Annotated in this window: 21 protein-coding genes; 8 read left to right on the top strand and 13 right to left on the bottom strand. The window is 72.2% G+C overall.

Features of this window, described 5'->3' with window-relative positions; translation table 11 throughout:
- Window positions 1-94 precede the first annotated feature (94 nt).
- From ACFQRD_RS15215 to ACFQRD_RS15225, 3 genes are read left to right on the top strand one after another with little or no spacing between them, the layout of a single operon-like run.
- On the top strand, window positions 95-691 hold the full coding sequence (locus tag ACFQRD_RS15215) for a cysteine hydrolase family protein (protein ID WP_377017630.1): 597 nt from the start codon (window positions 95-97) through the stop codon (window positions 689-691).
- Between the two features lie 4 nt (window positions 692-695).
- On the top strand, window positions 696-1,301 hold the full coding sequence (locus ACFQRD_RS15220; protein ID WP_377017632.1) for a DUF488 family protein: 606 nt from the start codon (window positions 696-698) through the stop codon (window positions 1,299-1,301).
- 47 nt (window positions 1,302-1,348) lie between these two features.
- A complete protein-coding gene (locus ACFQRD_RS15225) occupies window positions 1,349-2,119 on the top strand; it encodes an SDR family oxidoreductase (protein ID WP_377017634.1) in 771 nt (256 codons plus the stop codon).
- 103 nt (window positions 2,120-2,222) lie between these two features.
- On the opposite strand, the gene ACFQRD_RS15230 is transcribed toward ACFQRD_RS15225, so the two are convergent.
- Both ACFQRD_RS15230 and hutH read right to left on the bottom strand, forming a co-directional pair.
- Window positions 2,223-3,896, bottom strand: a complete 1,674-nt coding sequence (locus tag ACFQRD_RS15230) for a metallophosphoesterase family protein (protein ID WP_377017636.1) — start codon at window positions 3,894-3,896, stop codon at window positions 2,223-2,225.
- Window positions 3,897-4,071: 175 nt separating this feature from the next.
- Window positions 4,072-5,640, bottom strand: coding sequence for a histidine ammonia-lyase (gene hutH, locus ACFQRD_RS15235; protein ID WP_377017638.1), 1,569 nt, complete (start codon window positions 5,638-5,640; stop codon window positions 4,072-4,074).
- 44 nt (window positions 5,641-5,684) lie between these two features.
- On the opposite strand from hutH, the gene ACFQRD_RS15240 reads away from it, so the two are divergent.
- Window positions 5,685-6,221: a hypothetical protein gene (locus ACFQRD_RS15240; protein WP_377017640.1), complete on the top strand. Its 537-nt coding sequence runs from the start codon at window positions 5,685-5,687 to the stop codon at window positions 6,219-6,221.
- A gap of 89 nt (window positions 6,222-6,310) precedes the next feature.
- Here ACFQRD_RS15240 and ACFQRD_RS15245 read toward each other — a convergent pair whose 3' ends face one another.
- The 5 genes from ACFQRD_RS15245 to ACFQRD_RS15265 all read right to left on the bottom strand — a co-directional run bounded on the left by ACFQRD_RS15245 (window position 6,311) and on the right by ACFQRD_RS15265 (window position 12,598).
- Window positions 6,311-7,675, bottom strand: a complete 1,365-nt coding sequence (locus ACFQRD_RS15245; RefSeq protein WP_377017642.1) for a YjiH family protein — start codon at window positions 7,673-7,675, stop codon at window positions 6,311-6,313.
- Between the two features lie 11 nt (window positions 7,676-7,686).
- Window positions 7,687-8,898 (bottom strand): imidazolonepropionase, encoded by a 1,212-nt coding sequence (gene hutI, locus ACFQRD_RS15250; protein ID WP_377017644.1) that lies wholly within the window; start codon window positions 8,896-8,898, stop codon window positions 7,687-7,689.
- Window positions 8,899-9,014: 116 nt separating this feature from the next.
- Window positions 9,015-10,697, bottom strand: a complete 1,683-nt coding sequence (gene hutU, locus ACFQRD_RS15255; RefSeq protein WP_377017646.1) for a urocanate hydratase — start codon at window positions 10,695-10,697, stop codon at window positions 9,015-9,017.
- Window positions 10,698-10,818: 121 nt separating this feature from the next.
- Window positions 10,819-11,679, bottom strand: coding sequence for a formate/nitrite transporter family protein (locus ACFQRD_RS15260; RefSeq protein ID WP_377017648.1), 861 nt, complete (start codon window positions 11,677-11,679; stop codon window positions 10,819-10,821).
- A 127-nt stretch (window positions 11,680-11,806) separates the two neighbouring features.
- Window positions 11,807-12,598 (bottom strand): IclR family transcriptional regulator, encoded by a 792-nt coding sequence (locus ACFQRD_RS15265; RefSeq protein ID WP_377017650.1) that lies wholly within the window; start codon window positions 12,596-12,598, stop codon window positions 11,807-11,809.
- 39 nt (window positions 12,599-12,637) lie between these two features.
- Here ACFQRD_RS15265 and hutG point away from each other — a divergent pair, with 39 nt between their 5' ends.
- Complete coding sequence (gene hutG, locus ACFQRD_RS15270; RefSeq protein WP_377017652.1) at window positions 12,638-13,615, top strand: formimidoylglutamase; 978 nt, start codon at window positions 12,638-12,640, stop codon at window positions 13,613-13,615.
- A gap of 171 nt (window positions 13,616-13,786) precedes the next feature.
- Here the strand turns inward: hutG and ACFQRD_RS15275 are convergent, their stop codons facing one another.
- The 3 genes from ACFQRD_RS15275 to ACFQRD_RS15285 all read right to left on the bottom strand — a co-directional run bounded on the left by ACFQRD_RS15275 (window position 13,787) and on the right by ACFQRD_RS15285 (window position 15,983).
- A complete protein-coding gene (locus ACFQRD_RS15275; RefSeq protein WP_377804704.1) occupies window positions 13,787-14,614 on the bottom strand; it encodes an SDR family oxidoreductase in 828 nt (275 codons plus the stop codon).
- 229 nt (window positions 14,615-14,843) lie between these two features.
- Window positions 14,844-15,440, bottom strand: a complete 597-nt coding sequence (locus ACFQRD_RS15280; protein ID WP_377017656.1) for a GNAT family N-acetyltransferase — start codon at window positions 15,438-15,440, stop codon at window positions 14,844-14,846.
- 27 nt (window positions 15,441-15,467) lie between these two features.
- The gene (locus ACFQRD_RS15285) at window positions 15,468-15,983 is read right to left on the bottom strand and encodes a DinB family protein (RefSeq protein ID WP_377017658.1); all 516 of its coding nucleotides are present in this window, start codon (window positions 15,981-15,983) and stop codon (window positions 15,468-15,470) included.
- Here ACFQRD_RS15285 and ACFQRD_RS15290 point away from each other — a divergent pair.
- The gene (locus tag ACFQRD_RS15290; protein ID WP_377017660.1) at window positions 15,982-17,298 is read left to right on the top strand and encodes a phosphotransferase; all 1,317 of its coding nucleotides are present in this window, start codon (window positions 15,982-15,984) and stop codon (window positions 17,296-17,298) included. The genes ACFQRD_RS15285 and ACFQRD_RS15290 overlap by 2 nt on opposite strands.
- Before the next feature lie 74 nt (window positions 17,299-17,372).
- Entirely contained in the window at window positions 17,373-18,161 is a 789-nt protein-coding gene (locus ACFQRD_RS15295; RefSeq protein WP_377017662.1) for a fructosamine kinase family protein, read from the top strand.
- On the opposite strand, the gene rox is transcribed toward ACFQRD_RS15295, so the two are convergent.
- From rox to gdhA, 3 genes are all read right to left on the bottom strand, one after another.
- A complete protein-coding gene (gene rox, locus ACFQRD_RS15300; RefSeq protein ID WP_377017664.1) occupies window positions 18,155-19,582 on the bottom strand; it encodes a rifampin monooxygenase in 1,428 nt (475 codons plus the stop codon). The genes ACFQRD_RS15295 and rox overlap by 7 nt on opposite strands.
- A gap of 370 nt (window positions 19,583-19,952) precedes the next feature.
- On the bottom strand, window positions 19,953-21,407 hold the full coding sequence (locus ACFQRD_RS15305; protein WP_377804705.1) for a hypothetical protein: 1,455 nt from the start codon (window positions 21,405-21,407) through the stop codon (window positions 19,953-19,955).
- 171 nt (window positions 21,408-21,578) lie between these two features.
- Window positions 21,579-22,922, bottom strand: coding sequence for an NADP-specific glutamate dehydrogenase (gene gdhA / locus ACFQRD_RS15310; protein ID WP_377804706.1), 1,344 nt, complete (start codon window positions 22,920-22,922; stop codon window positions 21,579-21,581).
- A 182-nt stretch (window positions 22,923-23,104) separates the two neighbouring features.
- Here gdhA and ACFQRD_RS15315 point away from each other — a divergent pair, with 182 nt between their 5' ends.
- Complete coding sequence (locus ACFQRD_RS15315; protein ID WP_377804707.1) at window positions 23,105-23,683, top strand: HPP family protein; 579 nt, start codon at window positions 23,105-23,107, stop codon at window positions 23,681-23,683.
- The last annotated feature ends 215 nt before the right edge of the window (window positions 23,684-23,898 follow it).

The raw sequence follows: 23,898 nt of genomic DNA on the forward strand, positions 1-23,898 counted from the left end.
GTGCCCACGCCGCAGCACTCATGAACACCCCGATCTCACTGAACCCCACCTCAACGACTTGCATCCCGCAAGCCGCTTGACATAGGAGATACCCATGAGCACTGATCCCGGCCCGGACTCCGAGGCTCGCCCCTGGCTGCTCGTCGTCGACGCGCAGCAGATCTTCGCCGATCCCGCCTCGGAGTGGGCCTCGCCGTTCTGGGGCGGGGCCTGGGAGCGGATCCGCGAGCTCGCTGTGGCCGTCGGGCCCGAGCGGACCGTGCTGACCCGGTGGCTGCCGACCGCCGATCGGCGCACCGCCTGGGGCGACTACTTCGCCGCCTGGCCGTTCGCCGACGTACCGGCGGAGGATCCGCTGTACGACCTGGTCGAGCAAGCACGCGGCCTCTCCGCCCACCCCACCGTCGACGAGCCGACCTTCGGGAAGTGGGGGCCGCAGCTCGCAGCGCGGATCGGCGCCGCACCCGGAACCGGCCCGCACCTGCTGGTCACCGGTGTCTCCACCGATTGCTGCGTGATCGCGACCGTGCTGGCGGCGGCCGATGCCGGCATGCGCGTCACCGTGGTCACCGATGCCGTCGCCCACTCCACCCGCGAGAACGGCGCGGCCGCCCTGCACACCATGGGCCTGTTCGAGCCGCAAGTCGATCTGCGCACCACCGGCGACGTGATCGCCGGCGCGAGGTCCTGAGCCCATGTCGTCGGTCCCGCCACCACTGCTCACCCTCGGGCACGGCCGCCTCGACCGTGCTGACCTCGCCGATCTGCTGCGCGGCGCCGGCATCGAGCGCCTGGTCGACGTACGCCGCTTCCCCGGCAGCCGCGCGAACGAGGCCGCCTCCCACGGCGCGATCGAGGAGATCTGCGAGAATATCGGCGTCGTCTACCGCTGGGACGAGCGTCTGGGCGGGCGACGTCGCCTCACCAAGGACGACGATGCCGCGTCCGCCGATCCCTGGTGGCGGGTCGCGCAGTTCCGCGCCTATGCGGCCTGGACCCGCAGCGACGAGTTCCGGGCCGGGATCGCCGAGCTCCTCGCCGACTGCGCCCGGCAGCGCACGGCGGTGATGTGCTCGGAGTCCGTGTGGTGGCGCTGCCATCGCCGCCTCATCGCCGACGTGATGCTCCTCGAGCACCAGGTGCCTGTCGAGCACCTGATGCCGTCCGGCCAGCTACGCACCCATGAGTCGAGCGCCGGCGCCCGACTAGATGCCGACGGGCACGTGGTCTGGGACCGGACCGAGCCCGAGGACCGGGCCGAGGACAAGGACAGAACCGACCCGGAGGACCGCGGCGACTAGGCAGAAATCCGTTGCCGCCCTTCGCGCCCCCGGATAGCGTCCGGCACATGCACACACTCCCCCGCACCGCCCTGATCACCGGCGTCGGCCGCCGTCGCGGCATCGGTGCCGCCATCGCGCGGGGTCTCGCCGCCGACGGCTTCGACCTGGCCCTGAACTACTTCGAGGACTACGACCGCCGCATCTACGGCGAACCTGCCGACGTCGAACTCCTGGCCGACGAACTGCGCGCCGGCGGCCGACGGGTCGACCTCGTACCCGGCGATCTGTCGGATCCGGAGATCCCCGAGACCCTGATCGCATCGGCCCAGGAGTCGCTCGGCCCGATCGGCGCCCTGGTCACCTGCCACTGCGAGTCGGTCGATTCCTCGATCCTGGACACGACCGTGGAGAGCTTCGACCGCCACTATGCCGTGAACGTCCGCGCCAACTGGCTGCTGCTGAAAGCCTTCGCCGAACATGTCGAGGCCGGCGCGGACACCCCGGGCGGCGCGATGATCGCGCTGACCAGCGACCACACCGTGCACAACCTCCCCTACGGCTCCACGAAGGCCGCATTGGACCGCCTGGTGCTGGCCGGGACCCATGAACTGGCCGACCGCGGCATCCGCACCAACCTCATCAACCCCGGCCCGATCGATACCGGCTGGATGAGCGATGAGGTGCGCGATTCGGCCGCTTCCGCGACGCCCGGCGGGCACCTCGGCGAGCCAGAGACCGTCGCGAACCTGGTGCGATTCCTGGTCTCCGAGCAGGGCGAGTGGATCCGGGGACAGCTGCTCTACTCCAATGGGGGCTTCGCCTCCCCGGCGCTCTGAACCGCGGCCCCATTCCCCCGAAACGTGGCGATTCCGGCACGTCTCGGGGGAACGGTTGCGCGCGTCGCGGCGCGCGGGTCGCGCAGGCGCGCGGGCGGACCGCTCAGATCCCGCGACGCAGCACGAACACGCCGCCGCGGTCGAGCACGGCCCAGGCCTTCTTGGTGCGCGGATCCACGCCGTAGGTGCCCACCGCATGGCCCTCGTGGTAGGGCCCCTTGACGAACTTCTTGGTCCCGGCGTGGTTCGCGTCCACGGCGTTGATCCAGGAGCCGTCCTCGCCGCGAGTGGCGAGCCCGTAGCTGCCATCGGCCCGGAACGCGCGGGCGCCGCCGCTGAGCTCGAGGACGAAGCGGTCGGCCTCATCGGTCTCGTCGGCCTCGGGCAGCTGACCGGTCACGGACTCGTCGTTCAGCGTCAGGTTCTCGTGGATGCCCGTGAGGTGGAAGCGGGGCGAGGCGTCGCCGTCCCCGGCGTCCTGCCAGCCGGTGGCGATGTGCTTGGACAGGGCCCGCCCGGCGTAGTCGGACGTCTCGGCGGTGTTGACACCGTCGAGGATCCTCGCGGTGGTGCCCTCGAACTCGTCGCTGACCACGGTGTAGGACTCCCCCGGGCCGACGAGGAACTCCTGGCCGTTCAGGGAGCGGCCCCAGCGCTCGCGCCAGTACCAGCCGCTCTCCGGCGGGGTGACGTTCATGTACGTCGGCCCGTAGTCGGCGCCGGTGCTCATGGAGTAGAAGTCGACGTAGAGCATCGGGCCGTCGACGGTGATGAGGTAGTGGCTCAGCGTCCACAGCTCCTCGGCGAGCACAGTCTCGGACGGGCCGCCGTAGGTCTCGTCGATGGAGGGGACATCCGGCGTGTAGAACTTGGCGCTGTCCGAGCCGGCGATGAGCTGCTCGATGGAGTGCCGGCCGTCGGCGCTGGTGATCACCGAGCGCTTGTGGTGGTGATCGTGGCCGCCCCACAGGAACGCGACCCCGCCCTCGTCGCAGATCTGCAGGAACCGGTCCACCCCGTCGGGATTCTCGGAGGGATCGCTGCCGAAGAGGTTGTCGACGTGGTTGCCGCCGATGAGGTTCTTGTGCGCGGCGATGATGCAGTGCATGTCCGCGCCGCGGCTCATCACGCGCTCCTCGATCCAGTCGAGCTGGTCGAGGATGTTGTCGCCGGTGGAGCCGGAGCCGTCCGGACGGGTGAACTGGTCGAGCATGATGAGGCGGACGTTCTCGACGTCGAAGGAGTAGGACAGCCCCTTCAGCACCTCCGAGGGGGATGAGAAGTTCGTCGCCCCGCCGAGCGGGTTCTCGCCCTCGCCCATGTGCTGGGGGAAGACCTGCGGCAGCTCCTGGCCGGCCGTCGCGGAGGACTCGTGGTTGCCCCGCAGGGTGTAGAAGCCGATGCCGGCGTCGTACAGCGGCTGGACCAGTTCGCCCTTGATCGGCAGCGTGCGCACGTCGGGACGGCCGTTGTAGCTGTCCTCCTCCCGATCGACGTTGTCGCCGACCTGCACCAGGAAGGCGGCGCCCTCGTCGATCATGCGCTCATTGATCATGCGCTGGAGGCCGCCGGCGATGGAGCCGGGGTTCTCCCCGTCAGCGTCCGCGCCCCACTGGGTGTCGCTCATCAGGCCGAAGGTCCACGCGTTCTCGGACAGGGCAGGACGGGGAGCGGCCGAGGCGGCGGCGGTTCCGACGGCGCCGACGGCACCGAGGGCGCCGACGCCGATCGGGAGCTGCAGGAGGGTGCGACGGTCGATACGGCTGGGAGCGGGCATGGGCGGGTCTCCTCGGGTCAGGCGGCGGGGGCTGCTCGTGTCAGGCGGCGGGGCCTGATCGGGATCGAGCACCCGCGAGACTAGGGACCTCCTGCGACCAGGATCTGACCTGCACACCAACGACGGATGACCGCGGGAGGTCCGGTCGGCGAAGTCGCCGCCGGCCCGGCGGCCCTCACCGCAGCGGCCCGGTGACCCCCTCGGCCGCGGCCAGCACCGACCCGTCCCGCAGCCGCGCCTCGGCCTCGGCGATGTCCGGGGCGAGGAACCGGTCCGGGCCCGGACCCTCGACGGTGCGGCGCAGCACGTCGATCACGGCGCGCGAGGCGGCCGAGGGCTCCAGCGGGGCGCGCAGGTCGATCGCGCGGGCCGCGGCGAGCAGTTCGATGGCCAGCACCCGGCGCAGGTTGTCCACGCTGGTGCGCAGCTTCCGGGCGGCGTGCCAGCCCATCGAGACGTGGTCCTCCTGCATCGCCGAGGACGGGATCGAGTCCGCACTCGCCGGTGCCGCCAGCCGCTTCATCTCCGAGACCAGACCCGCCTGGGTGTACTGGGCGATCATGAAGCCGGAGTCGACGCCCGGGTCGTCGGCCAGGAACGGCGGCAGCCCGTGGGAGCGCGACTTATCCAGCATCCGGTCGGTGCGGCGCTCCGCGATCGAGGCCAGGTCCGCGCTGACCACGGCGAGGAAGTCGAGCACGTAGGCGACCGGGGCGCCGTGGAAGTTGCCGTTGGAGGTGACGGTGCCGTCCTCGAGCACGACCGGGTTGTCGATGGCGGCCGCCAGCTCCCGGTCGGCAACGGTGCGGGCATGCTCGATGGTGTCGCGCACGCCGCCGGCGACCTGCGGGGCGCAGCGCAGGGAGTAGGCGTCCTGGACCCTGGAGCCCTCGGCGGCGACATCGGCGATGATCGGCGAGTCCTGCAGCACGGCCAGGATGTTCGCGGCCGAGGCGGCCTGCCCGGGGTGCGGGCGCAGCGGCGTGTGCAGCTCGGGGTGGAAGACGGTGTCGCGGCCGCGCAGACCCTGCACGGTCAGGGCCGTGGTGAGGTCCGCGGCGCGCACCAGCTCGTCGAGGTCGGCGAGGGCCAGCAGCAGCATGCCGAGCATGCCGTCGGTGCCGTTGATCAGCGCCAGGCCCTCCTTCTCCTCGAGCAGCACGGGCTCGATGCCGGCCTCGGCCAGCAGCTCGGGCACGGGGCGCTCGACGCCGTCACGGTCCCGGGCGCGCCCCTCCCCCATCAGCACGATCGCGCAGTGCGCGAGCGGGGCGAGGTCGCCGGAGCAGCCGAGGGAGCCGTACTCGTGGACGATCGGGGTGATGCGGGCGTTCAGCAGCGCCAGCATCGTCTCGACCACGACGGGGCGCACGCCGGTGCGGCCGGAGGCGAGGGTGCGGGCGCGCAGCAGCATCAGGGCGCGCACCACCTCGGGCTCGACCTCGCCGCCGGCGCCTGCGGCGTGGGAGCGGATCAGGGAGCGCTGCAGGGCGTGGCGCTGGCTGGGCGGGATGGAGGTGTCCGCGAGCGCTCCGAATCCGGTCGAGACGCCGTAGACGGGGGTCTCGCCGAGGGCGAGGTCCTCGATGTGGGTGCGCACCCGGGCGACTTCTTCGCGGGCGGCGGGGTCCAGACGCACCTCGGCGCCGCGGCGGGCGACGGCGAGCACGTCGGCCGCGGTCAGGCCCGAGGTCGACAGGGTGATGGTGCGGTTCCCGGCGGCGGGATGCGGGGCGGTGGTCATCGGTGGTCGTCTCCTGAGGTGAGGGGGCGTCGTACTCTGTGGCGATGGGGGACGTGTGGCAGCAGGTGTGGCCGGAGCTGCTCGACGCCGGAGTGCTGGTCGTGGCGATGGCGGGCGTCGTGCTGCTGACGATCCACACGGTGCGGCGTCCGCACCGTCATCGCCGGCATCCCACGCGCCGTCGGGCCCCGCGGCTGATGGCGGTCATCGCCGTGGTGGTCTACCTGGTGGCCGCTCTGATCGCGGTGGTCGGCACGACCGAGGACGAGGACCCGGCCAACGCCCGGCAGATGCTGATCGCCGGGGCGCTGCTGTCGCTGCTGGCCCTGTTCCTGCTGTGGGTCTACGTGATCGTCTACGTCGAAGCGGGCCCGGAGGCGCTCATCCAGCGGGACATCGCCGGCCGCACGCACACCATCCGCTACGAGGACATCACCCGGATCTACGAGCGCACGGCCCGGCTGGGCTATTTCGTGGTGGTGGAGGGGCGCGACGGGACGAGGATCCAGGCGGGCCCGGGCCTGTTCGACTGGGGCCCGTACCAGCATTGGCGCCGGACACAGATGCCTCGCCGGCGCTAGCGCGCGCGGGACCGCGGTGGCACGGCGAGTCTCGGCGACGTTCAGCGCCGCGGTCGCGGGAGGAGCCGTGAGGGGCCGGCGGACCGCGGTCACAGCAGCAGGTGCGCCAGCGGCGCGGTGATCAGCATCGTCAGCATCACGCGCTGGATCCAGATGATCACCAGCCGGCCCACGCTGATCGGGATCGAGGTGGCCAGGATCGAGGGCACCAGGGCGGAGAAGAAGATGATCTGCGAGACGGCGGTGACGCCGATGGTCAGGCGCAGAACGTCGGAGGGATGGCCGGCGACGGCTGTGGCCGGCAGGAACATCTCGGCGATGCCCATCGCGGCGGCCTTGCCCGCCAGTCCCGGATCCGGCAGGCCGACGAGGTAGGCGACGGGCACGAACAGCCAGCCCACGACGTCGAAGACGGGGGTGTAGGTCGCCAGCAGCAGGCCGGCTAGGCCGATCGAGAGGATCGAGGGGACGATCGCGGAGGACATCCGCACGCCGTCGCGGAACGTCGACCAGGTCCCCCGTCCCAGGCCAGGTGCGCTGGACAGGGCGCGCATCGCCTCGGCCCAGGCGGCGGCGAACCGATTGCCGCGCGCGACCGGCTCCGGGAGGTGCGTGACGCCCTCGAAGGTGTCGGGCGCGACGGTGCGCAGCGGCGGGATCCGCACGGTGATCGCTGTGACCGCGAAGGTCACGGCGAGGGTGAGCACGAAGTACAGCGTCCAGTGGTCCATGAGATCCAGGGTGCTGGCGACGATGACCATGAACGTCGCCGAGACGGTCGAGAAGCCGGTGGCGATGATCGCGGCCTCCCGGCCGGTGTACCGGCCCTCGCGGTAGACCTTGTCGGTGATCAGCAGGGCGAGCGAGTAGGAGCCGACGAAGGAGGCGACCGCGTCGACGGCGGCGCGTCCCGGCACCTTCCACACCGGGCGCATGATCGGCTGGACCAGTACGCCGATGAACTCCATCAGTCCGTAGCCGACCAGCAGCGCGAGGAACACGGCGCCGACGGGCACGATGAGGCCGACGGGGATGGCGAGCTTGTCCCACAGGAACGGGCCGATGTCGGGGTTGGCGAGCGGCCCCGGGTAGTAGCCGGCGGCCGCGCACACGGCGACGGCGAGGCCGACGACGTTCGCGAGCGCGAAGAAGGTCCGCAGCGCCCCATTGCGCCAGGTGCCGGTGGCGAACGGGCGGACCGTGCCCAGCGCCACCAGAGCCACCACGACCCAGGGCACCACGGGGCCGAGCACCCATTGCACGAGGCTCAGCACGTGGTCGACGAGGATCGTGGAGCTGCCGGCGATCTCGACGGTCACGAAGAACATCGCCAGGCCGATGGCGCTGTAGACCACGAAGCGCCACCGGTGCGGCGGGGTGGAGCGCGCTCCATCGGGCGAGCCGGCGGCGGAACCGGGCTCGGGACGGGGCGCAGGGGTCGCGGGCGTCGTCATCGACGTCCTCCTCAGGGCAGGGGGATCCCGGCCCGCCAGACCCGGTGGGTCAGCGGCATGCCGGGGCGGTAGGCGAGATGGATGGCGGCGGGGGCGTCGAGCACGTGGAGGTCGGCGCGGGCGCCGACGGAGAGGTGGCCGACGTCCTCGCGGTGCAGGGCCTGGGCCCCGCCGCGGGTGGCGGCGCGGATCGCTTCGGCCAGCGTCAGGTGCATCTGCAGCACGGCGGTGGCCACGCAGAAGCTCATGGAGCTGGTGTAGCTGGTGCCGGGGTTGCAGTTCGAGGCGATCGCGACGCTCGCCCCCGCGTCCAGCAGCTCCCGGGCCGGAGCGAGGGGTGCTCGGGTGGAGAGGTCGCAGGCCGGCAGCACGGTGGCCACGGTGCTCTCGCGGGCCGCAGCGAGCGCGTCGATGTCGGCGGCGCTGACGTGGTTGACGTGGTCGACGCTGGCCGCTCCCAGCTCCACGGCGAGCGCGACCCCGCCGGAGGCACCGAGCTGGTTGCCGTGCACCCGCAGGCCCAGCCCCGCGTCGGCACCGGCGCGCAGGACGCGCTCGGACTGCGCGGGGGTGAAGGCGCCGCTCTCGCAGAACACGTCGATCCAGCCGACGTACGGGGCGACGGCCTCGAGCATCTCACCCGTGACCAGGTCGACGTACCCCTCGGCGTCTCCGCCGAACTCGGAGGGTACGAGGTGGGCGCCGAGGAAGGTGACCTCGTCGAGCTCCCCGTCGGCCTTGAGCTGCGAGGCGAGGCGGGCGGCGCGCAGCTCCTCGGCGACGGTGAGTCCGTACCCGGTCTTGGTCTCCAGGCACGTGGTGCCGCCCCGGGCGGCCTCGGCGATGCGGGCGCGCACCAGGTCCCGCAGGCGCTCGTCGGCCGCGGCGCGGGTCGCCGAGGTGGTCACGCCGATCCCGCCGGCGGCGTAGGCCTGCCCGGCCATGCGGGCCTCGAACTCTCCCGCGCGGTCGCCGTCGAAGACGAGGTGGGTGTGGGAGTCGACCCAGCCGGGCAGGACCGCCCTGCCACCGAGGTCCTCGCGTGCGTCGGCCGACGGGGCCTGGGCCGACGGGCCGGTCCAGGCGACGAGCCCGTCCTCGATCACCACGGCCGCGTCGCGCACGACCTGCTCGTCGGTGACCGTGCCCGGGCGCGCGGGGTCATCGCACGCGGGGTCCAGGGTCCACAGCTCGCTGATACCGGTGAGCACGGTGCTGGTCACAGGAATACCTCCGGATGCGGATGAGCGGGGGCGGATGGGCAGGGGCGGATGCGCGAGGGCGGATACGCAGCTGCGGCTCGGGCCGGCTCGGCGCGGCACCGCGGCGGCCCGGGGCCTCAGTCGCGGCGGGTAGGAGTCATCGGGACCCGCACGCCGCGCTCGTGGGCGACCTCGTCGGCCCGGGAGTAGCCGGCGTCGACGTGGCGGAACACGCCGGTGGCGGGGTCGTTGGTCAGCAGGCGCTCGAGCTTGCGGGCTGCCAGCTCCGTGCCGTCGGCCACCCCGACCTGGCCGGCGTGGATCGACCGGCCGATGCCGACGCCCCCGCCGTGGTGGATCGAGACCCAGGTCGCGCCGGAGGAGGTGGCGGTCAGAGCGTTCAGCAGCGGCCAGTCGGCGATCGCGTCGGACCCGTCGAGCATGGATTCGGTCTCGCGGTACGGGGAGGCGACGGAGCCGGAGTCGAGGTGGTCGCGGCCGATGACGATGGGGGCCTTGACCTTCCCGTCGCGCACCAGGTCGTTCAGGAGCATGCCGGCGAGGTGGCGTTCGCCGTAGCCGAGCCAGCAGATGCGGGCGGGCAGGCCCTCGAACTCGACGTACTCCCCGGCGGCGTCCAGCCAGCGGTGGAGGTGCTCGTTGTCGGGGAAGAGCTCCTTCATCGCGGCGTCGGTGACGGCGATGTCCTCCGGGTCACCGGACAGCGCCACCCACCGGAACGGGCCCATGCCCTCGCAGAACAGCGGGCGCACGTAGGCGGGGACGAAGCCGGGGAAGGCGAAGGCGCGGTCGTAGCCGGCGTGGCGGGCCTCGTCGCGGATGGAGTTGCCGTAGTCGAAGACCTCGGCGCCGGCGTCCTGGAACTCGACCATGGCCTGGACCTGGCAGGCCATCGCCTCGCGGGACTTCTTGGTGAAGCCCTCCGGGTCCGCCTCCGCCTCGCGCTGCCAGTCCTCGACGGTGACCTCGGCGGGCAGGTAGGACAGCGGGTCGTGGGCGCTGGTCTGGTCGGTGACCACGTCGATGTGCACCTCGCCGGCGCGGTGGCGCTCCAAGAGCGCGGGGAAGACGTCGGCGGCGTTGCCGACGATCCCGATCGAAACGGCGCGGCGCTCGGCGCGGGCGGCGCTGGCGCGGGCGACGGCGTCCTCGAGGTCCTCGGCGATCTCGTGGAGGTAGCGCTTGGCGACGCGGCGCTCCAGGCGGCTGCGGTCGACGTCGGCGATCAGGCACACCCCGTCGTTCAGGGTGACCGCGAGGGGCTGGGCCCCGCCCATGCCGCCGCAGCCGCCGGTCAGGGTGATGGTGCCGGCCAAGGTGCCGCCGAACCGCTTGGCGGCCACGGCCGCGAAGGTCTCGAACGTGCCCTGGAGGATGCCCTGGGTGGCGATGTAGATCCAGGAGCCCGCGGTCATCTGCCCGTACATGGTCAGGCCCTCGGCCTCGAGGCGGCGGAACTCGGGCCAGGTGGCCCAGTCGCCGACGAGGTGGGAGTTGGCCAGCAGCACGCGCGGTGCCCATTCGTGGGTGCGCAGCACGCCGACGGGCTTGCCGGACTGGACCAGCAGGGTCTCGTCGTCCTCGAGGTCGCGGAGGGTCTCGGTGATCGCGTCGAAGGCCTCCCAGGAGCGGGCCGCACGGCCGGTGCCGCCGTAGACGACCAGGTCGTCGGGGCGTTCGGCGACCTCGGGGTCGAGGTTGTTCATGAGCATCCGCAGCGGTGCCTCGGTCTGCCAGGACTTCGCGCTGAGGGCGGTGCCGCGCGGGGCGCGGACGGGGCGGGCTCCGGGGAGGGTCATCGTCGGTTCCTTCCGTGGCGGGGATTCGGTCCAGCTCACCACGCCCGGGCGTCCCGGGCGAGACCTGCCGGCCCGGTTATGTCCGGAATACCGGACAACTGGTCGCAGGCCAGTAGCCCGGTCAGGAGACGACGGAGGTCTGGGAGCTGCCGGAGTCCTCGGCGGCACGCTCCTTCTGGACCAGCTCCCAGGTGCGGATGAGGCGCGGGAAGGCGAGCATGAGCAGCCCGCCCAGCACATTCAGCGGGACCACCCAGGCGAACCAGATCAGCCAGTCCACGTACGAGATCGCCGCTCCGGCGTGCATCGCCCCGAAGATCACCACAGCGTTCAGGGCGCCGTGGAGCATGCCGAGCCCGACCACGAGGAAGCCGGCGATCAGCGAGTTCGCCAGCGTCACCATGCCCTCGCTGGAGCCCTGATTCATGCGGGTGATCAGGGTGATCGTGAACCCGGCCAGCAGCGCCAGGGAGACCGTCTCGCTGGTCAGGCCTTTCTCCATGTAGCCGGTCGCGGTCTCCGTCAGCACGGACTCGAAGCGGGGGAAGGCGGCGACCACGAACCACATGAACAGCCACCCGCCGATCAGGTTCATCGCCAGGGTGACCACCCACAGCCGCACCAGCTGCCACCAGGTGCCGCGACGGGCCATCACGGCATTGATGGGCAGCAGGAAGTCCTCGGTGAACAGCTCGGAGTGCGCGAGGCGGCAGGCGAACAGGCCGATGCCGAACGCGAGCCCGCCCAGCAGTTTGGAGTCGGTGGCCTCGAGCACGGCGAGCATCGCCATCAGGCCCAGGCCTACGTCGATGCCGCCGAACAGACCGGTGATGATCTGGGCGCGCCAGGTGCGATTGAGCTTGTTCGCGCCTTCGGCGACGGTGTTCTGGAACTCCTCGACGAGCTTGTCCTCGACGGGCTCGTCGGACTCACCGAGCCGGGCACGCTCGTCGGCTTCGGAGGGCTGCTGCTCAGGAGCCATGGGTCCGTCCTCACGCTCGCACGTCGGGTCGACGAAGGATACCAACAGCCCCGTGTCCACGGACGGGACGCCAGTCGCAGCTGCCCGGTCATATGCGCAGCACCGTCGACCGACGTCCCGTCGGCGGTCAGGTCCGGCTGGGCGAGCCCGAGCCGACCGGACCGTGCAGGCGGCGGGTCAGCTCACCGGCCGCCTCGCGCACCGCCACCGCCAGCCGGGCCCGGTCCTCGTCGCTCGTGTGGTCCTCGACGAAGGTCAGCGCGACCGCGGCGGCCGGCCACCCGGTGTGATCGCGCACCACGGCGGCAAGGGAGGAGAGCGTGTCGGTGACCTCCCCGGTCTCTTCGGCGACGCCCTCGCGGCGCACGTCGGCCAGCAGCGCCCGCAGCTGCTGCGGCGTCGTGGGCCCGGGGGCGGAGGTGCGGGCGGTGAAGTCGGCCTCGCGGCCGTAGAGGCTGCGCAGCTGCGCCGGCGGGAGCTCGGCCAGCAGCGCCCTCCCGCTCGCGGTCAGGTGGGAGGGGATCCGTACGCCCACATCCGTGACCAGGCTGGGCCGGTTCCGGGCACGCTCCTCGACGATGTACAGCACGTCACGACCGTGCAGCACGGCGAGATGACCCGACTCCCCCACCTCGTCGACCAGGTTTTCGACGACCCGTCGGCCGATGCGTGCGAGGGGCTCCTGCCGGGCGTACCCGCCGGCCAGCTCGAACGCCGCGGGACCGATGCCGTAGAGCCGCTCGGAGGCGAGGTGGAGGGCGAAGCCGCGTTCGACGAGCACGCTGAGCAGGTCGTACGTGGTCGAGCGGGGCAGGTCGAGGTCGCGGGCGATCTGGATCGCGGGCACGGGGGTGCGCTGCGCGGCGAGGTACGTCGTCAGCTGCAGTGCCGCATCGGCGGCGGGAACCTTCGGTGCCATGATGGGGCCAGCATGCCACCGCATCACAGGGAGGTCGCCATGGATGCCGCTGCTGCATCCGCACGCGCATGGACGGGCCGGCTGGACGGCCACGGCACCGAGCACGCCCGCTGGCACATGATCGTGGACACCGAGGAGCCGAGCATCGCCGATGTCGCGCTGCTGGGATTCCGGTCCGACGAAGGCGTGCGCCGCAACCGGGGCCGCCCCGGCGCGGCCGACGGGCCCGGGGCCCTGCGCCGCGCACTGGGGCCGATGGCACTGCACGGGGAGATCGGAGCCGGGCGCCGCCGCATCGTCGACCTCGGTGATGTGGCTGTGGACGGGCAGGACCTCGAGAGCGGGCAGGAGCAGCTGGCGGCCCGGCTCGGGCAGGCGCTGCGGACGACGGGAGATCGCGGCGGCCTCTCCCTCGTGCTCGGCGGCGGGCACGAGACGGCGTGGGCCTCCTATCGCGGTCTCGCGGCCTCCGGCCGACTTGACGATGGCGCCCGCTGGGGTGTGCTGAACCTCGATGCCCACTTCGATCTGCGCCGGGAGGAGCGGCCGACGTCGGGCACGCCGTTCGCGCAGATGGCCGATGCCGAGGCGGCCGCCGGGCGGGAGCTGAACTACGCCGTGCTCGGCATCGCCGAGCCCTCGAACACGGGCGTGCTGTTCGAGGAGGCCCGACGGCTCGGCGTGCGCTGGCTGACCGACGAGCAGTGTGCCGACGGCGGAGCCGAGCAGGTCACCGCGTTCGTCGAGGATTTCACCGCTGACCTGGACCTGCTGTATCTGACGATCGATCTGGACGTGCTGCCGGCGGCCGTCGCGCCCGGCGTCTCCGCTCCGGCTGCCTACGGCGTGCCCGTGCCGGTGATCGCGGCGGCCGTCCGAGCTGCGGCCGGCAGCGGGAAGCTGGCCCTGCTGGACGTGGTGGAGCTGAATCCCGCCCTGGACGTGGATTCCCGCACCGCGCGCACCGCGGCTCGACTCATCGATGACGCCGTGCGGCACGCCGTCGGCGCCCGGTAGTGAGTCGTCGGCGCCCGGTAGTGAGTCGGGTCGGACCTGGCCAACGCTCCCTCGCCCGACGCCGCTGACGGCCGACGGCTGACGACTGACGGCGAGCGACAGGCGGCAGGCGACAGGCGGCGGGCGGCTGACGGCGGGCAGCGGACGGCTGACTCTTGCCGAGCCGGCTTCTCAGAGCGGCTGGTCGCTCTCGCGCAGCCAGTCCTCGAGCGTCATGTCGTCGACCTCGGCGTCGGCAGGGATCAGTCCGCCGGTGGCGAGGCCGCGCCCGAGGTAGGGCAGCTCCGTGACCAGGCGCGGTGACCTGCCGGCGAGGCTGCCGCGGGTGGCGAGGATGCGCCGGACGAGCTCGGCGCTGGTGAGCTCCTCGGGGCCGCGGATGGCGGCGGTCCTGGTGGCGGCATCGTTGCCCGACGCGTCGCCGTCGCCACGCTCGACCGGGACACCGCTGGTGACGAGCGGGTCGTTCTCGATCTCGCGCTCGATGAAGCTCGCGACACGGGCCGCGGCGACCGGGGCCATCCGCATGGTCGGCAGCACCGCGACCGGGCCCAGGCTCGCCTGGGACAGGATCGATCCGGCCAGCTCGTACCACTGGGTGGAGTGGATGATGGTCGCCGGGATGCGAGCCTCCCGGTAGAGGCGCTCCTGGGCGGCCTTCCCGCGGTAGTAGCCCATCAGGCGGTTCACGGCGGGATCGGCGGCTCCGGCGATCGAGACGCAGACGACGCGGCGGACCCCGCCGCGCTCGGCGGCCCGGGCGACCTTCTGCGCCGTGCGGGTGAAGTACGAGACCGCGCGGTCACCGCGGATGGTGGCGATGTTCAGGGCATCGACGGCGACGTCGGCCCCGGTCAGCGCTTCCTCCAGACCGGTGCCGCGGAATGCGTCGACGCCGCTCGCCCGGCTGAGGGGGCGCACGCTGTGGCCGGCGGCTTCGAGGCGGGTGACGAGGTGGCGGCCGATGGTGCCGGTCGCTCCGAGCACGGCGATATCCATGGCCTCACAGTAGGCGCGGAGGAAAGCGCCGGGAAGCCCCGGATCACCGGTCGCGTCGCCCATGGGGTCAGCGCAACTTCTTGGTCTGGTACGCGACCTGACTGCGCTCAGGCAGGGTGACTCGGCGCTGACCGCCATATAGCTGCATCCCCTCCGGCGGCGCGAGCGTTGGCGGAGGGCTGCTGGGGCAATGCGACGAACCACCGCCCCGAGCGGTTATCGCCGGGCGTCAGTGGCCGGTAGAGCCGTCACCGGGCGGCCGCCAGCGTTCGTTGACCAGCTGGAACAGACGGCAGTCCGCCCACTGGCCTCCCAATCGCAGGAAGGACGGGGCCAGGCCGAACTCCGCGAAGCCGCAGCGCTGGAGGACCCGCACCGAGGCGTCGTTGCCGACCTGCACCTCGGCCTGCAGCCGGTGCAGGCCGAGCCCACCGAAGGCGACGGCGATGGCGGCGCGCACGGCGTGGGTGGCGATGCCGCGGCCGGTGTCGGCGTGGTCCACCCAGTACCCGAGCGAGGCGAACTCGGCAGCGCCGCGGACGATGCCGGTGAAGCTCAGGCGCCCCACCAGACGGCTGCTGCCGTTCTCCTCGAGCCAGATCGTCAGCGGCAGGCCGCGGCCGGCTTCGCGATCCTCGACAGCCTGAGCGATGGCGGCGCGCTGCCCGGCCTCGGTGAACCAGTTCGCCGTCCGCTCCGGAGCGCCGATCAGCAGACGCTCGCGGTTGCGGGACTCGAGCTCGGCCAGCGCCGGGGCGTCGGAGGGAGCCAGCAGACGCAGGGTCACCTGCTCGGCGCCGACTGGGCGCGCGGTCTGCTCCCTCATGCGGCACATCGTGCCAGAGGGATCGGGTCAGTACCCGGTGCGCCCGTCGATCCGCTCGCGCAGCAGATCCAGGTGGCCGAGGTGGCGGGCGTACTCCTCGATGAGGTGGGTGAGGATCCAGCGCAGGTTCACCGGCTCACCCTTCCGCAGCCCGCGCACCGGGCCGTCGAGATCGCTCCAGCTCGCCTGGGCCGCCCGGGCGGCCTCGATCTCCTGGCGGTAGCGCTGGACGTCGGCTTCGGCAGTGGCCGGGTCCACGTCCTCGAAGTCGCCATCGGGATTCTGCGGCGTGCTGTAGTAGTCCGGGACGGCCTCGCCGAGGGTGACCTCGCGCAACCAGTGCGCCTCGACCTCGGTCAGATGGCGCACGATACCGATCGGGCTCAGGGCCGACGGGGGCGCGGAGCGCCGGCACAGCTGCTCGGCGTCGAGGCCGTCGATCTTCAGCAGCAGGGTCTGGCGGTGGAAGTCCACCCAATGGTCGAGAGTCTCGCGCTCGGTCGCGGTCATCGGGCCGAATCGGCGGGGGTCGGGAGTGCTCATGGAGAGCGATCCTGGCACGCCGTTCACGGAGCAACCAGGGATTATCGCGCTGCGCCGAGTAAGATCGGGCATCCCCAGCACAGGAGTCGAGATGGCGTCGTCCAACCCCGCGGACCCCACGGCCCTGCTGGATCCTGCGTCCCCCGCGATGGGCGAGCGGCTCGTCGAGGCCTGGCGCACCGGTGTGCTGGTCCTGCCCCTGCGGGACGAGTCCTCTCCGGTGCGGCTGCCGGGGCTGCACAAGTCGGTGCTCCCACCCTCGCTGTCCGGGCAGGCACGGGTCTCGCTCGCCGGCGTCGGTGAGCACTTCGCCGCCTGGCGGCTGGTCCCGCAGGAGAACGCACCGCTGATCGTGCGGATCCCCCACGTGCCCCTCGCCGAGATGCCGCAGGAGCTCGCTCACGAGATCGCCGCGCTGACTCTGGTCCCGCCCGACGTCGGCCCGCAGCCGATCGCGTTCCACGACGAGCCGGCCGACGCGGGGTCCCCGCCCGCCGGGGCAGGTGGCCCAGCGCCCGGCGGCGACCCCGGGGACCCGGCACCCAGCCCCATCGGCCATCCCTTCGTCGTCACCTCCGAGATGCCCGGCACCGCCGCCGTGCCGGAGGCCTGGACCGCGCAGCACCTCGCCGCGCACGCCGCCCACCTCGCGCACCTGCACTCGGTGCCCGCTCCCGGGCGGGGCCCGGTGACCCTGGGACGGAACCCCTGGGCGGCGATCCCGCGCGGCACGCCGTCGCTGCTGAGCGAGGTCGAGGCCGAGGTGGAGAGCTGGCGCTCCCGGCACGGTGCCCTGATCCGGGAGCTCGCGCTCGAACCGATCCTGGACGCGGCCCTGTCCCGCGTGGCGACGGTCGAGAGCGACATTGCCCAGCTGGACGGCTTCGTCCTCGCCCACGGCGACCTCTGCGCCACCAACATCATGTGGGACCGGCCCGTGGAGACCGCGGAGCCACCGGCCGTCGGCTACATCGACTTCGAGTGGGCACAGGGCGATGATCCCGCCCGCGACCTGGCCATCATCGGCGGCGCCGTGCACGGCGGACCCTGGTACGTCCCGCTGGACGAGGACCAGGTCAGCGCCTTCGTCGACGCCTATGTGCGAGCGCGCGCCGAGCACGGGCCCGTGCCTGCCTCGGTGGCCGACGTCGGCGCGCTGCGCCGGCGGATGCGAGCCTGGACGGCGTACGAACGCACCGCGATGCTGGTCCACGTCGCCTCCCGCGCCGCGACCCGGGCCGCCCACCGCCAGGTGCTGCCGGTCCTCCGCGGCACCCTGGCCGAGGAGCTCGGGCTCGACGACACCCACCGCTGAACTCCCACGGGTGAGAGTGCCCACGCCTGGGCGCAAGTGGTGGCGCGCCGAGCGCATCGGCATACGGTGGGGGCATGAGTGACTTCGTGAAGAACAGTTCCGGTGCCCCCGCGGGATACTTCGCCGCCGAAGCCGCCGGGCTGCGCTGGCTGGCAGAGCCGCAGGCCGTCCCCGTCGTGCCCGTCCTCGAGGAGGGCAAGGACTTCCTGCGCCTGCAGCAGCTGACGACGACCGCTCCGAGCGCCGGGGCGGCCCGCGAGTTCGGCCGCGGCCTGGCTCGTCTGCACGACGCCGGCGCACCGGACTTCGGCTGGACCCCGGCCGAGGCGGCCTGGTTCGGCCCCCTGGAGAACCCCTTCACCGTCTCCACCTCCACGCACGCCGACTTCCCCGACTACTACGCCGACGACCGCCTGCGGCCGCTGGCCGACAAGGTCACCCGCACGCTCGGGGCCGACGGCCACGACACCGTGGACGAGGCGATCGACATGATCGCCGACGGGGCGTACGACGGCATCAGCGGACAGGGCTCCGAGGAGCCCGCCCGTGTCCACGGCGACCTGTGGTCCGGCAACCTCATGTGGACCGAGGACGGGGTGACGCTGATCGACCCGGCCGCCCACGGCGGCCACCGCCTCGAGGACCTCGCGATGCTGTCGCTGTTCGGCGCACCCCACCTGGACGAGATCTTCGAGGGGTACGAGGCCGAGCACCCGATGCCGGGCGACTGGCAGCAGGACCTGCCCGCCCACCTGTTCTTCGGTCTGCTCGCCCACGTCCACCTGTTCGGCGAGGCCTACGCCGACCAGGCCGTGGCCACCGCCGAGGCGATCATCGCCCGGGCGGACCAGCTGGGCTACTGAGCGTCCCCGAACCAGGCACGCAGCTGCAGACGCAGCTCGTCCGGGTCTTCGCCGGCCCACGCCACGTAGCCGTCGGGGCGCAGCAGCACAGCCGGCGCCTCGAGCTCATCGCTGACCTCGACCATGTGGTCGACGCGGTCGGCCCACCCGGTCACGGAGAGGCGACCGGTCCCGCCGAGCAATAGGCCCCGTCCCTCCCGCATCAACTCGTACAGACGCCCGGCGGGCAGCGCGAGGTCGCGCAGCCGACGGCCCACCATCTCGTGGCCGGATCCCATGTCGTAACGGATTCCGGTGCCGATGACCTTCTCGAGCAGGAACCGGTTGACCTCGTCGAACTCCGCCAGCTCGGCCAGCAGCCGGCGCACCGCCTGGGGGCCGGGCTCCGGCGAGATCAGCTGCGACTGGGCACGCGTCGTGGTCAGCACGTCATCGGCCACCGGCCGGCGTTCGCTCTCGTACGTATCCAGCAGCGTCTGCGGTGCCCAGCCCTGGACGGTCGCGGCGAGCTTCCAGCCCAGATTGAACGCGTCCTGGATGCCGAGGTTCAGTCCCTGGCCTCCCATGGGCGGGTGGACGTGCGCGGCGTCGCCGGCGAGGAGCACGCGGCCGGCGCGGTAGTGCTCGGCCAGACGGGTCGCATCGGTGAACCGCGACAGGGATCGCGGCGAATGGATGCCGAAGTCGGTCCCGGCGTAGGCGCGAAACTGTTCGCGGAACTCGTCGAGCGACGGCGGGACGGCGCGGTCCTCGGCCACCGTCGCGGCGGGCACGACGGCGCGATACACACCGTCCTCCCCCGCCGGGCCGATCCCGAAGCCGCGATGGCGCGTGCGGACGTCCTCCGTGATCGCGGCGATCTCGTCGGCCGGCGTCGTGGCCACCATCTCCCCGAGCAGCCATTCGGTCGTGGCGGCCTGCCCGGGGAAGCCGACGCCGAGCGTCTTGCGCACCAGGCTCCGGCCGCCGTCGCAGCCGACCAGCCAGCGCGAGCGCAGCCGCTCGCCCCCGGCCAGCTCGACGGTGACCCCTTCCTCGTCCTGCTCGACGCCGCTGACTGCCTCACCGCGACGGACCTGCGCCCCGAGCTCGACGGCCCGCTCGGCCAGCAGCCGGTCGGTGATCGTCTGCGGAATGCCGAGGACGTACCCGTGCGCCGTATCCATATCGTCCGGCCAGGGCCGGGAAACACCCGCGAAATCCGCGGCGCGTGGATATTTCCGGCCGTGCTCGAGGAACCGGTCCAGCAGGCCCCGCTGGTCCATGATCTCGATGCTGCGCACGTGCAGGCCCAATGATCGCGCCAGCCGGCCCGGCACCGCATCCTTCTCCACCACCAGGACGTCCACGCCCTGGAGCCGCAGTTCGCTCGCCAGCATCATGCCGGTCGGGCCGCCCCCGCTGATGATCACGTCGTCCATGAATGCCTCCCCCTCAGAATCGACCGCGGCTTCCGGAATCGACCGCGGCCGCATATCCTGCCGCCCCGGAGGGGTCTTGCGGCAAGCCCCGGGTCCGTCTATATTCTGAAAATGCAGGGTCCGGGGCGTTGCGTCCGGGACTCGTCCCCCGGAGACGTTCGGGGACTCTCCCCTCTCAGCCCTCGCCGCTGTCAGCCCGCGTCGACAGCGAGCCCCGCCGCGTCAGTGGTGATCCTGTCGCCACCGCCGTACGAACTCCCCCGGGGTGAGCCCCGTCGAGAACCCCCGCGGGCGGACGTGCCGCCCGCGGGGCGCCCGGAGCCTTCCACGCAGTGACGCGCAGACGGCCGGCGGGCGGTGAGCCACGGACTCAGTGGTCGTGGCCCTCCTCGTCCTCATGGTCATGGCCCTCGTGGTCATGGCCCTCGTGGTCATGGCCCTCGTGGTCGCCGCCGGCGTCGCTGGCCTCGCCCTCGTGGTCATGACCCTCGTGATCGTGGCCCTCTTCGCCCTCACCGCCGGAGACGTCGTACTCGCCAGAAGCGGTGCCGGTGGCCACCTGGATCTCGTGCGGGACGACGGGCAGGTCGAGCTCGCGGTAGACCTCGCCGCTGGCGATGTCGACCATGGAGAGCTTCTGCGCCTCGGGGTCGACGACGAAGGCCGTGCCGTCGGCGACGGCCATCATGGGGCCGGGCTGCTGCCACTCGTCGGGCTCCGTCCACTCGCCGGTGACGGGAACCTCCTGGAGCATCTCGCCGGTCTCGGGGTCGAGGATGTTCAGCTCGCCGTCGGCGGTCAGAACCAGTGCCTCACCCTCCGGGCCGCGGTCCAGCGAGCGGAACCAGTACTCCGAGCCCAGGTCGACGGTCTGCATCGAATCGTCACGGGTGTCGATCAGGGCGATCTCGGTGGGGCGCTCGATGCCGCCTTCGGGCTCTGCCTCGACCTTGTGATCGGCCAGCACGATCGGGGAGGACTCGACGCCCTTCTGGTTCCCCGAGCGCTGGTAGTCCGTCTCGACCGGAACCTTGTGGAACTCCCCGTCGCGATAGATCACGGGCCCGTTCTCGCAGCCCAGGGAGATGACGTCGCCGGACTCCGTGGGCTGGGCGGCGGCCTCGCCGTGCACGCCCGGGCAGTCGTCGGTCTCGGCGGTGACGTTGCCGTCCGCGTCGAGCACCTGGACGGTGCTGCGGGCGTCCTCGGTGCCCTGGGTGACGAGCATCCCGCCGCCGGAGAGCGGCACGGCGACACCGTGGTGGGGATCCTCGGTGCTGGTCTCCTCGAGCACGCCGAGGTCGCCCTCGGCCAGCTGGGACGGGTCGATGACGGTGACGTCGCCGGTGCCGTCGGCGAACAGGGCCGTGCGGTCCCCGTGGGGAACCACGTGGCCCGGATGCGGGGCGTCGACACCCAGGTCCGTCAGCAGCGGCTCCTGCTCGTAGTAGTGGAAATGGTCGCCGTGGGCCTGGGCGATCAAGCCGGTGTCGTACATCGTGATCGCGTCGGCGGCGCTGACGGCGACATGGCGGCCATCGCCCGCGGGATTCAGGCGGACGTAGCCCTCGAGCTCGGCACTGCCCAGCTCGGTGCCGTCGGTGGAGTCCAGCGTGGTGACGCCGCCGTCGTGGGCGAGGACGATGCGCGGGCTGAGCGCGCCGACCTCGACCTGCTCCGGGGCGGACTCGGCAGCCCCGTCGGACGCCCCGGAGGAGCCGCCGTCCGACGCTCCGCCCGAGTCCCCGCCGCTGCAGGCGGCCAGCGCCAGCACGCCCGCTCCGGCGAGCGCCACCACCCGCCGCTTCATGATAATGCTTCTCATAGTATTCATGGATGAGAGGTTAGCAGTAGCTGAGAATCGTTCCCAGCTGAGGGCCTGTGCCCTGAGTCACTGCGTCGCCAGGGCGCGCGAGAGACGCCGGCCGCACTGGATCAGTGCGACCGGCGTTCTCGAACGGGCTGACGTGGAGCAGGGGCCGTCGGCCCCGCCGGATCAGATCACGCCGAAGGCGATCATGGCGTCGGCGACCTTGCGGAAACCGGCGATATTGGCGCCCACCGCGTAGTCCCCGGGGCGGCCGACCTCCTCCGCCGTCTCGAGGCAGGTGGCGTGGATGTCCTTCATGATCCGGGTGAGCCGCTGCTCGGTGTACTCGAAGCTCCACGCGTCACGGCTGGCGTTCTGCTGCATCTCCAGCGCGCTGGTAGCCACTCCCCCGGCGTTGGCGGCCTTGCCCGGGCCGTAGGCGACGGCGGCCTCGGCGAAGAGGTCCACGGCCTCCGGCGTGCAGGGCATGTTGGCGCCCTCGGCAACCGCCAGCACCCCGCCCTCGATGAGCCCGCGCGCCGCGTCGGCATCGAGCTCGTTCTGGGTCGCGCACGGCAGCGCGATCTCCACAGGCACGTCCCAGACCTGGCCGCCCTCGACATAGCGGGCGCGCCCGCCGCGGCGCTCGGCGTACTCGGAGATCCGCCCCCGCTCGACCTCCTTGATCTGCTGCAGCAGCGGGAGGTCGATCCCGTCCTCGTCGATGACGCAGCCGGTGGAGTCCGAGGCGGTCACCGGGATCCCGCCGAGCTGCCGGACCTTCTCGATCGCGTACAGGGCGACATTGCCGGCGCCGGAGACGGCCACCCGCCGCCCCTCGAGCGAACGATCGCGAGCACGCAGCATCTCGTCGGCGAAGATCGCCACGCCGTACCCGGTGGCCTCCTTACGCACCAGCGAGCCGCCCCAGTCCAGGCCCTTGCCGGTCAGCACCCCCGCTTCGTAGCGGTTCGTCAGGCGCTTGTACTGGCCGAAGAGGTAGCCGATCTCGCGAGCCCCGACGCCGATGTCCCCGGCCGGGACATCCGTGTGCTCGCCCAGATGGCGGTACAGCTCCGTCATGAACGACTGGCAGAAGCGCATCACCTCCCCGTCGGAGCGGCCGCGCGGATCGAAGTCGGAGCCGCCCTTGCCGCCGCCGATCGGCAGCCCGGTCAGGGAGTTCTTGAAGATCTGCTCGAAGCCGAGGAACTTCACGATGCCGAGGTTCACGCTGGAACGGAATCGCAGGCCGCCCTTGTAGGGGCCCAGCGCGGAGTTGAACTCGACGCGGAATCCGCGGTTGACCTGGACGGTGCCCTGGTCATCGACCCACGGGACGCGGAAGATGATCTGCCGCTCGGGTTCGCACAGGCGCATCAGCACGTTGGCGTCCGCATACTCGGGATGCTTGCCCTGCAGCACCTCGAGGGATTCGAAGACCTCGCGCACGGCCTGGTGGAACTCCGGTTCCCCCGGATTGCGGCGAAGGACCTGGTCGAGGGTGTCCTGGAGGGGCGTGGCAGTCATGCGGTGTCCTCTCGTGGTGGAGCGCTCACCCTCCATGGTCAGGCATCTGCATGCGCCCGGGCCTCGTCGTCTCGCCGGCCGCTCTCGACCACTCGTTCCACGTCGTGCCGGGCCGGCGCGCCCGGCGTTACGCTCGCCGCGCGAGGCGACCCATACCGACGGTGACGTGCATGGAGGTGCCGATGCTGCAGCGGATGCAGGAGAGAGCAGGTTCGCTCGGGGCAGCGGTGTACGCGGCCGTGCTGGCGCTGGTGGTCCTGGCGGCGGCCGGTGCCGTAGGTCTGATGCTGCACCAGCCATGGCTCTTCCCCAGCCTGGGGCCGACGGTCATGCTGTTCTTCGAATCGCCCCAGCAGAAAGCGTCACGGCCGCTGAACGCCCTGATCGGGCACGCAGTGGCGCTGTTGGCAGGCATCGCCGCGGTCCTCGGGCTCGGTCTGGTGGGCGCGCCGTCGGCCGCCGAGGGCGGACTGACCCCGGCCTACCTCGTCGCCGGCGCCGGCTCGCTGGCCGTGACCACGTTCGTCCTCACCGCCCTGCGCACCCCGCACCCGCCGGCCGGGGCGACGACCCTGATCGTCAGCCTGGGCGTGCTCTCGGGAGCGGCCGCGTGGGCGTCGATGGCCGGGGCCGTCGTGCTGGTCACCGCGCTGGGTTGGGGGCTGAACCTCCTGCTGGGCACGCGTCCCGCCGGCGCGCCGGCTGCGGGAGGGGGCACGAGCCGGGAGGCCGACGCGAGCCACGGGGACAGCACCGGCTGAGCCCGTGCCGGCCGCCGACTGCCGCGCCGCCACGCCGCCGCACCGCCGCACCGCCGCACCGCCGGAAGGGATGCAACTTTTTGGTGGCCAGCGCCGAGTCACCCCGCCTGAGCGCCGTCAGGTCGCGCACCGGACCACGAAGTTGCGCGAGGCCCCGCGACCCCGGGGCCCCGGGACCCCGGGGCGGCCGGATCGGCAGGCGCGGCCGAGTCGCC

The organism is Brachybacterium sp. GCM10030268, from assembly GCF_042666305.1.
In the GTDB taxonomy this organism is placed as follows: domain Bacteria; phylum Actinomycetota; class Actinomycetes; order Actinomycetales; family Dermabacteraceae; genus Brachybacterium.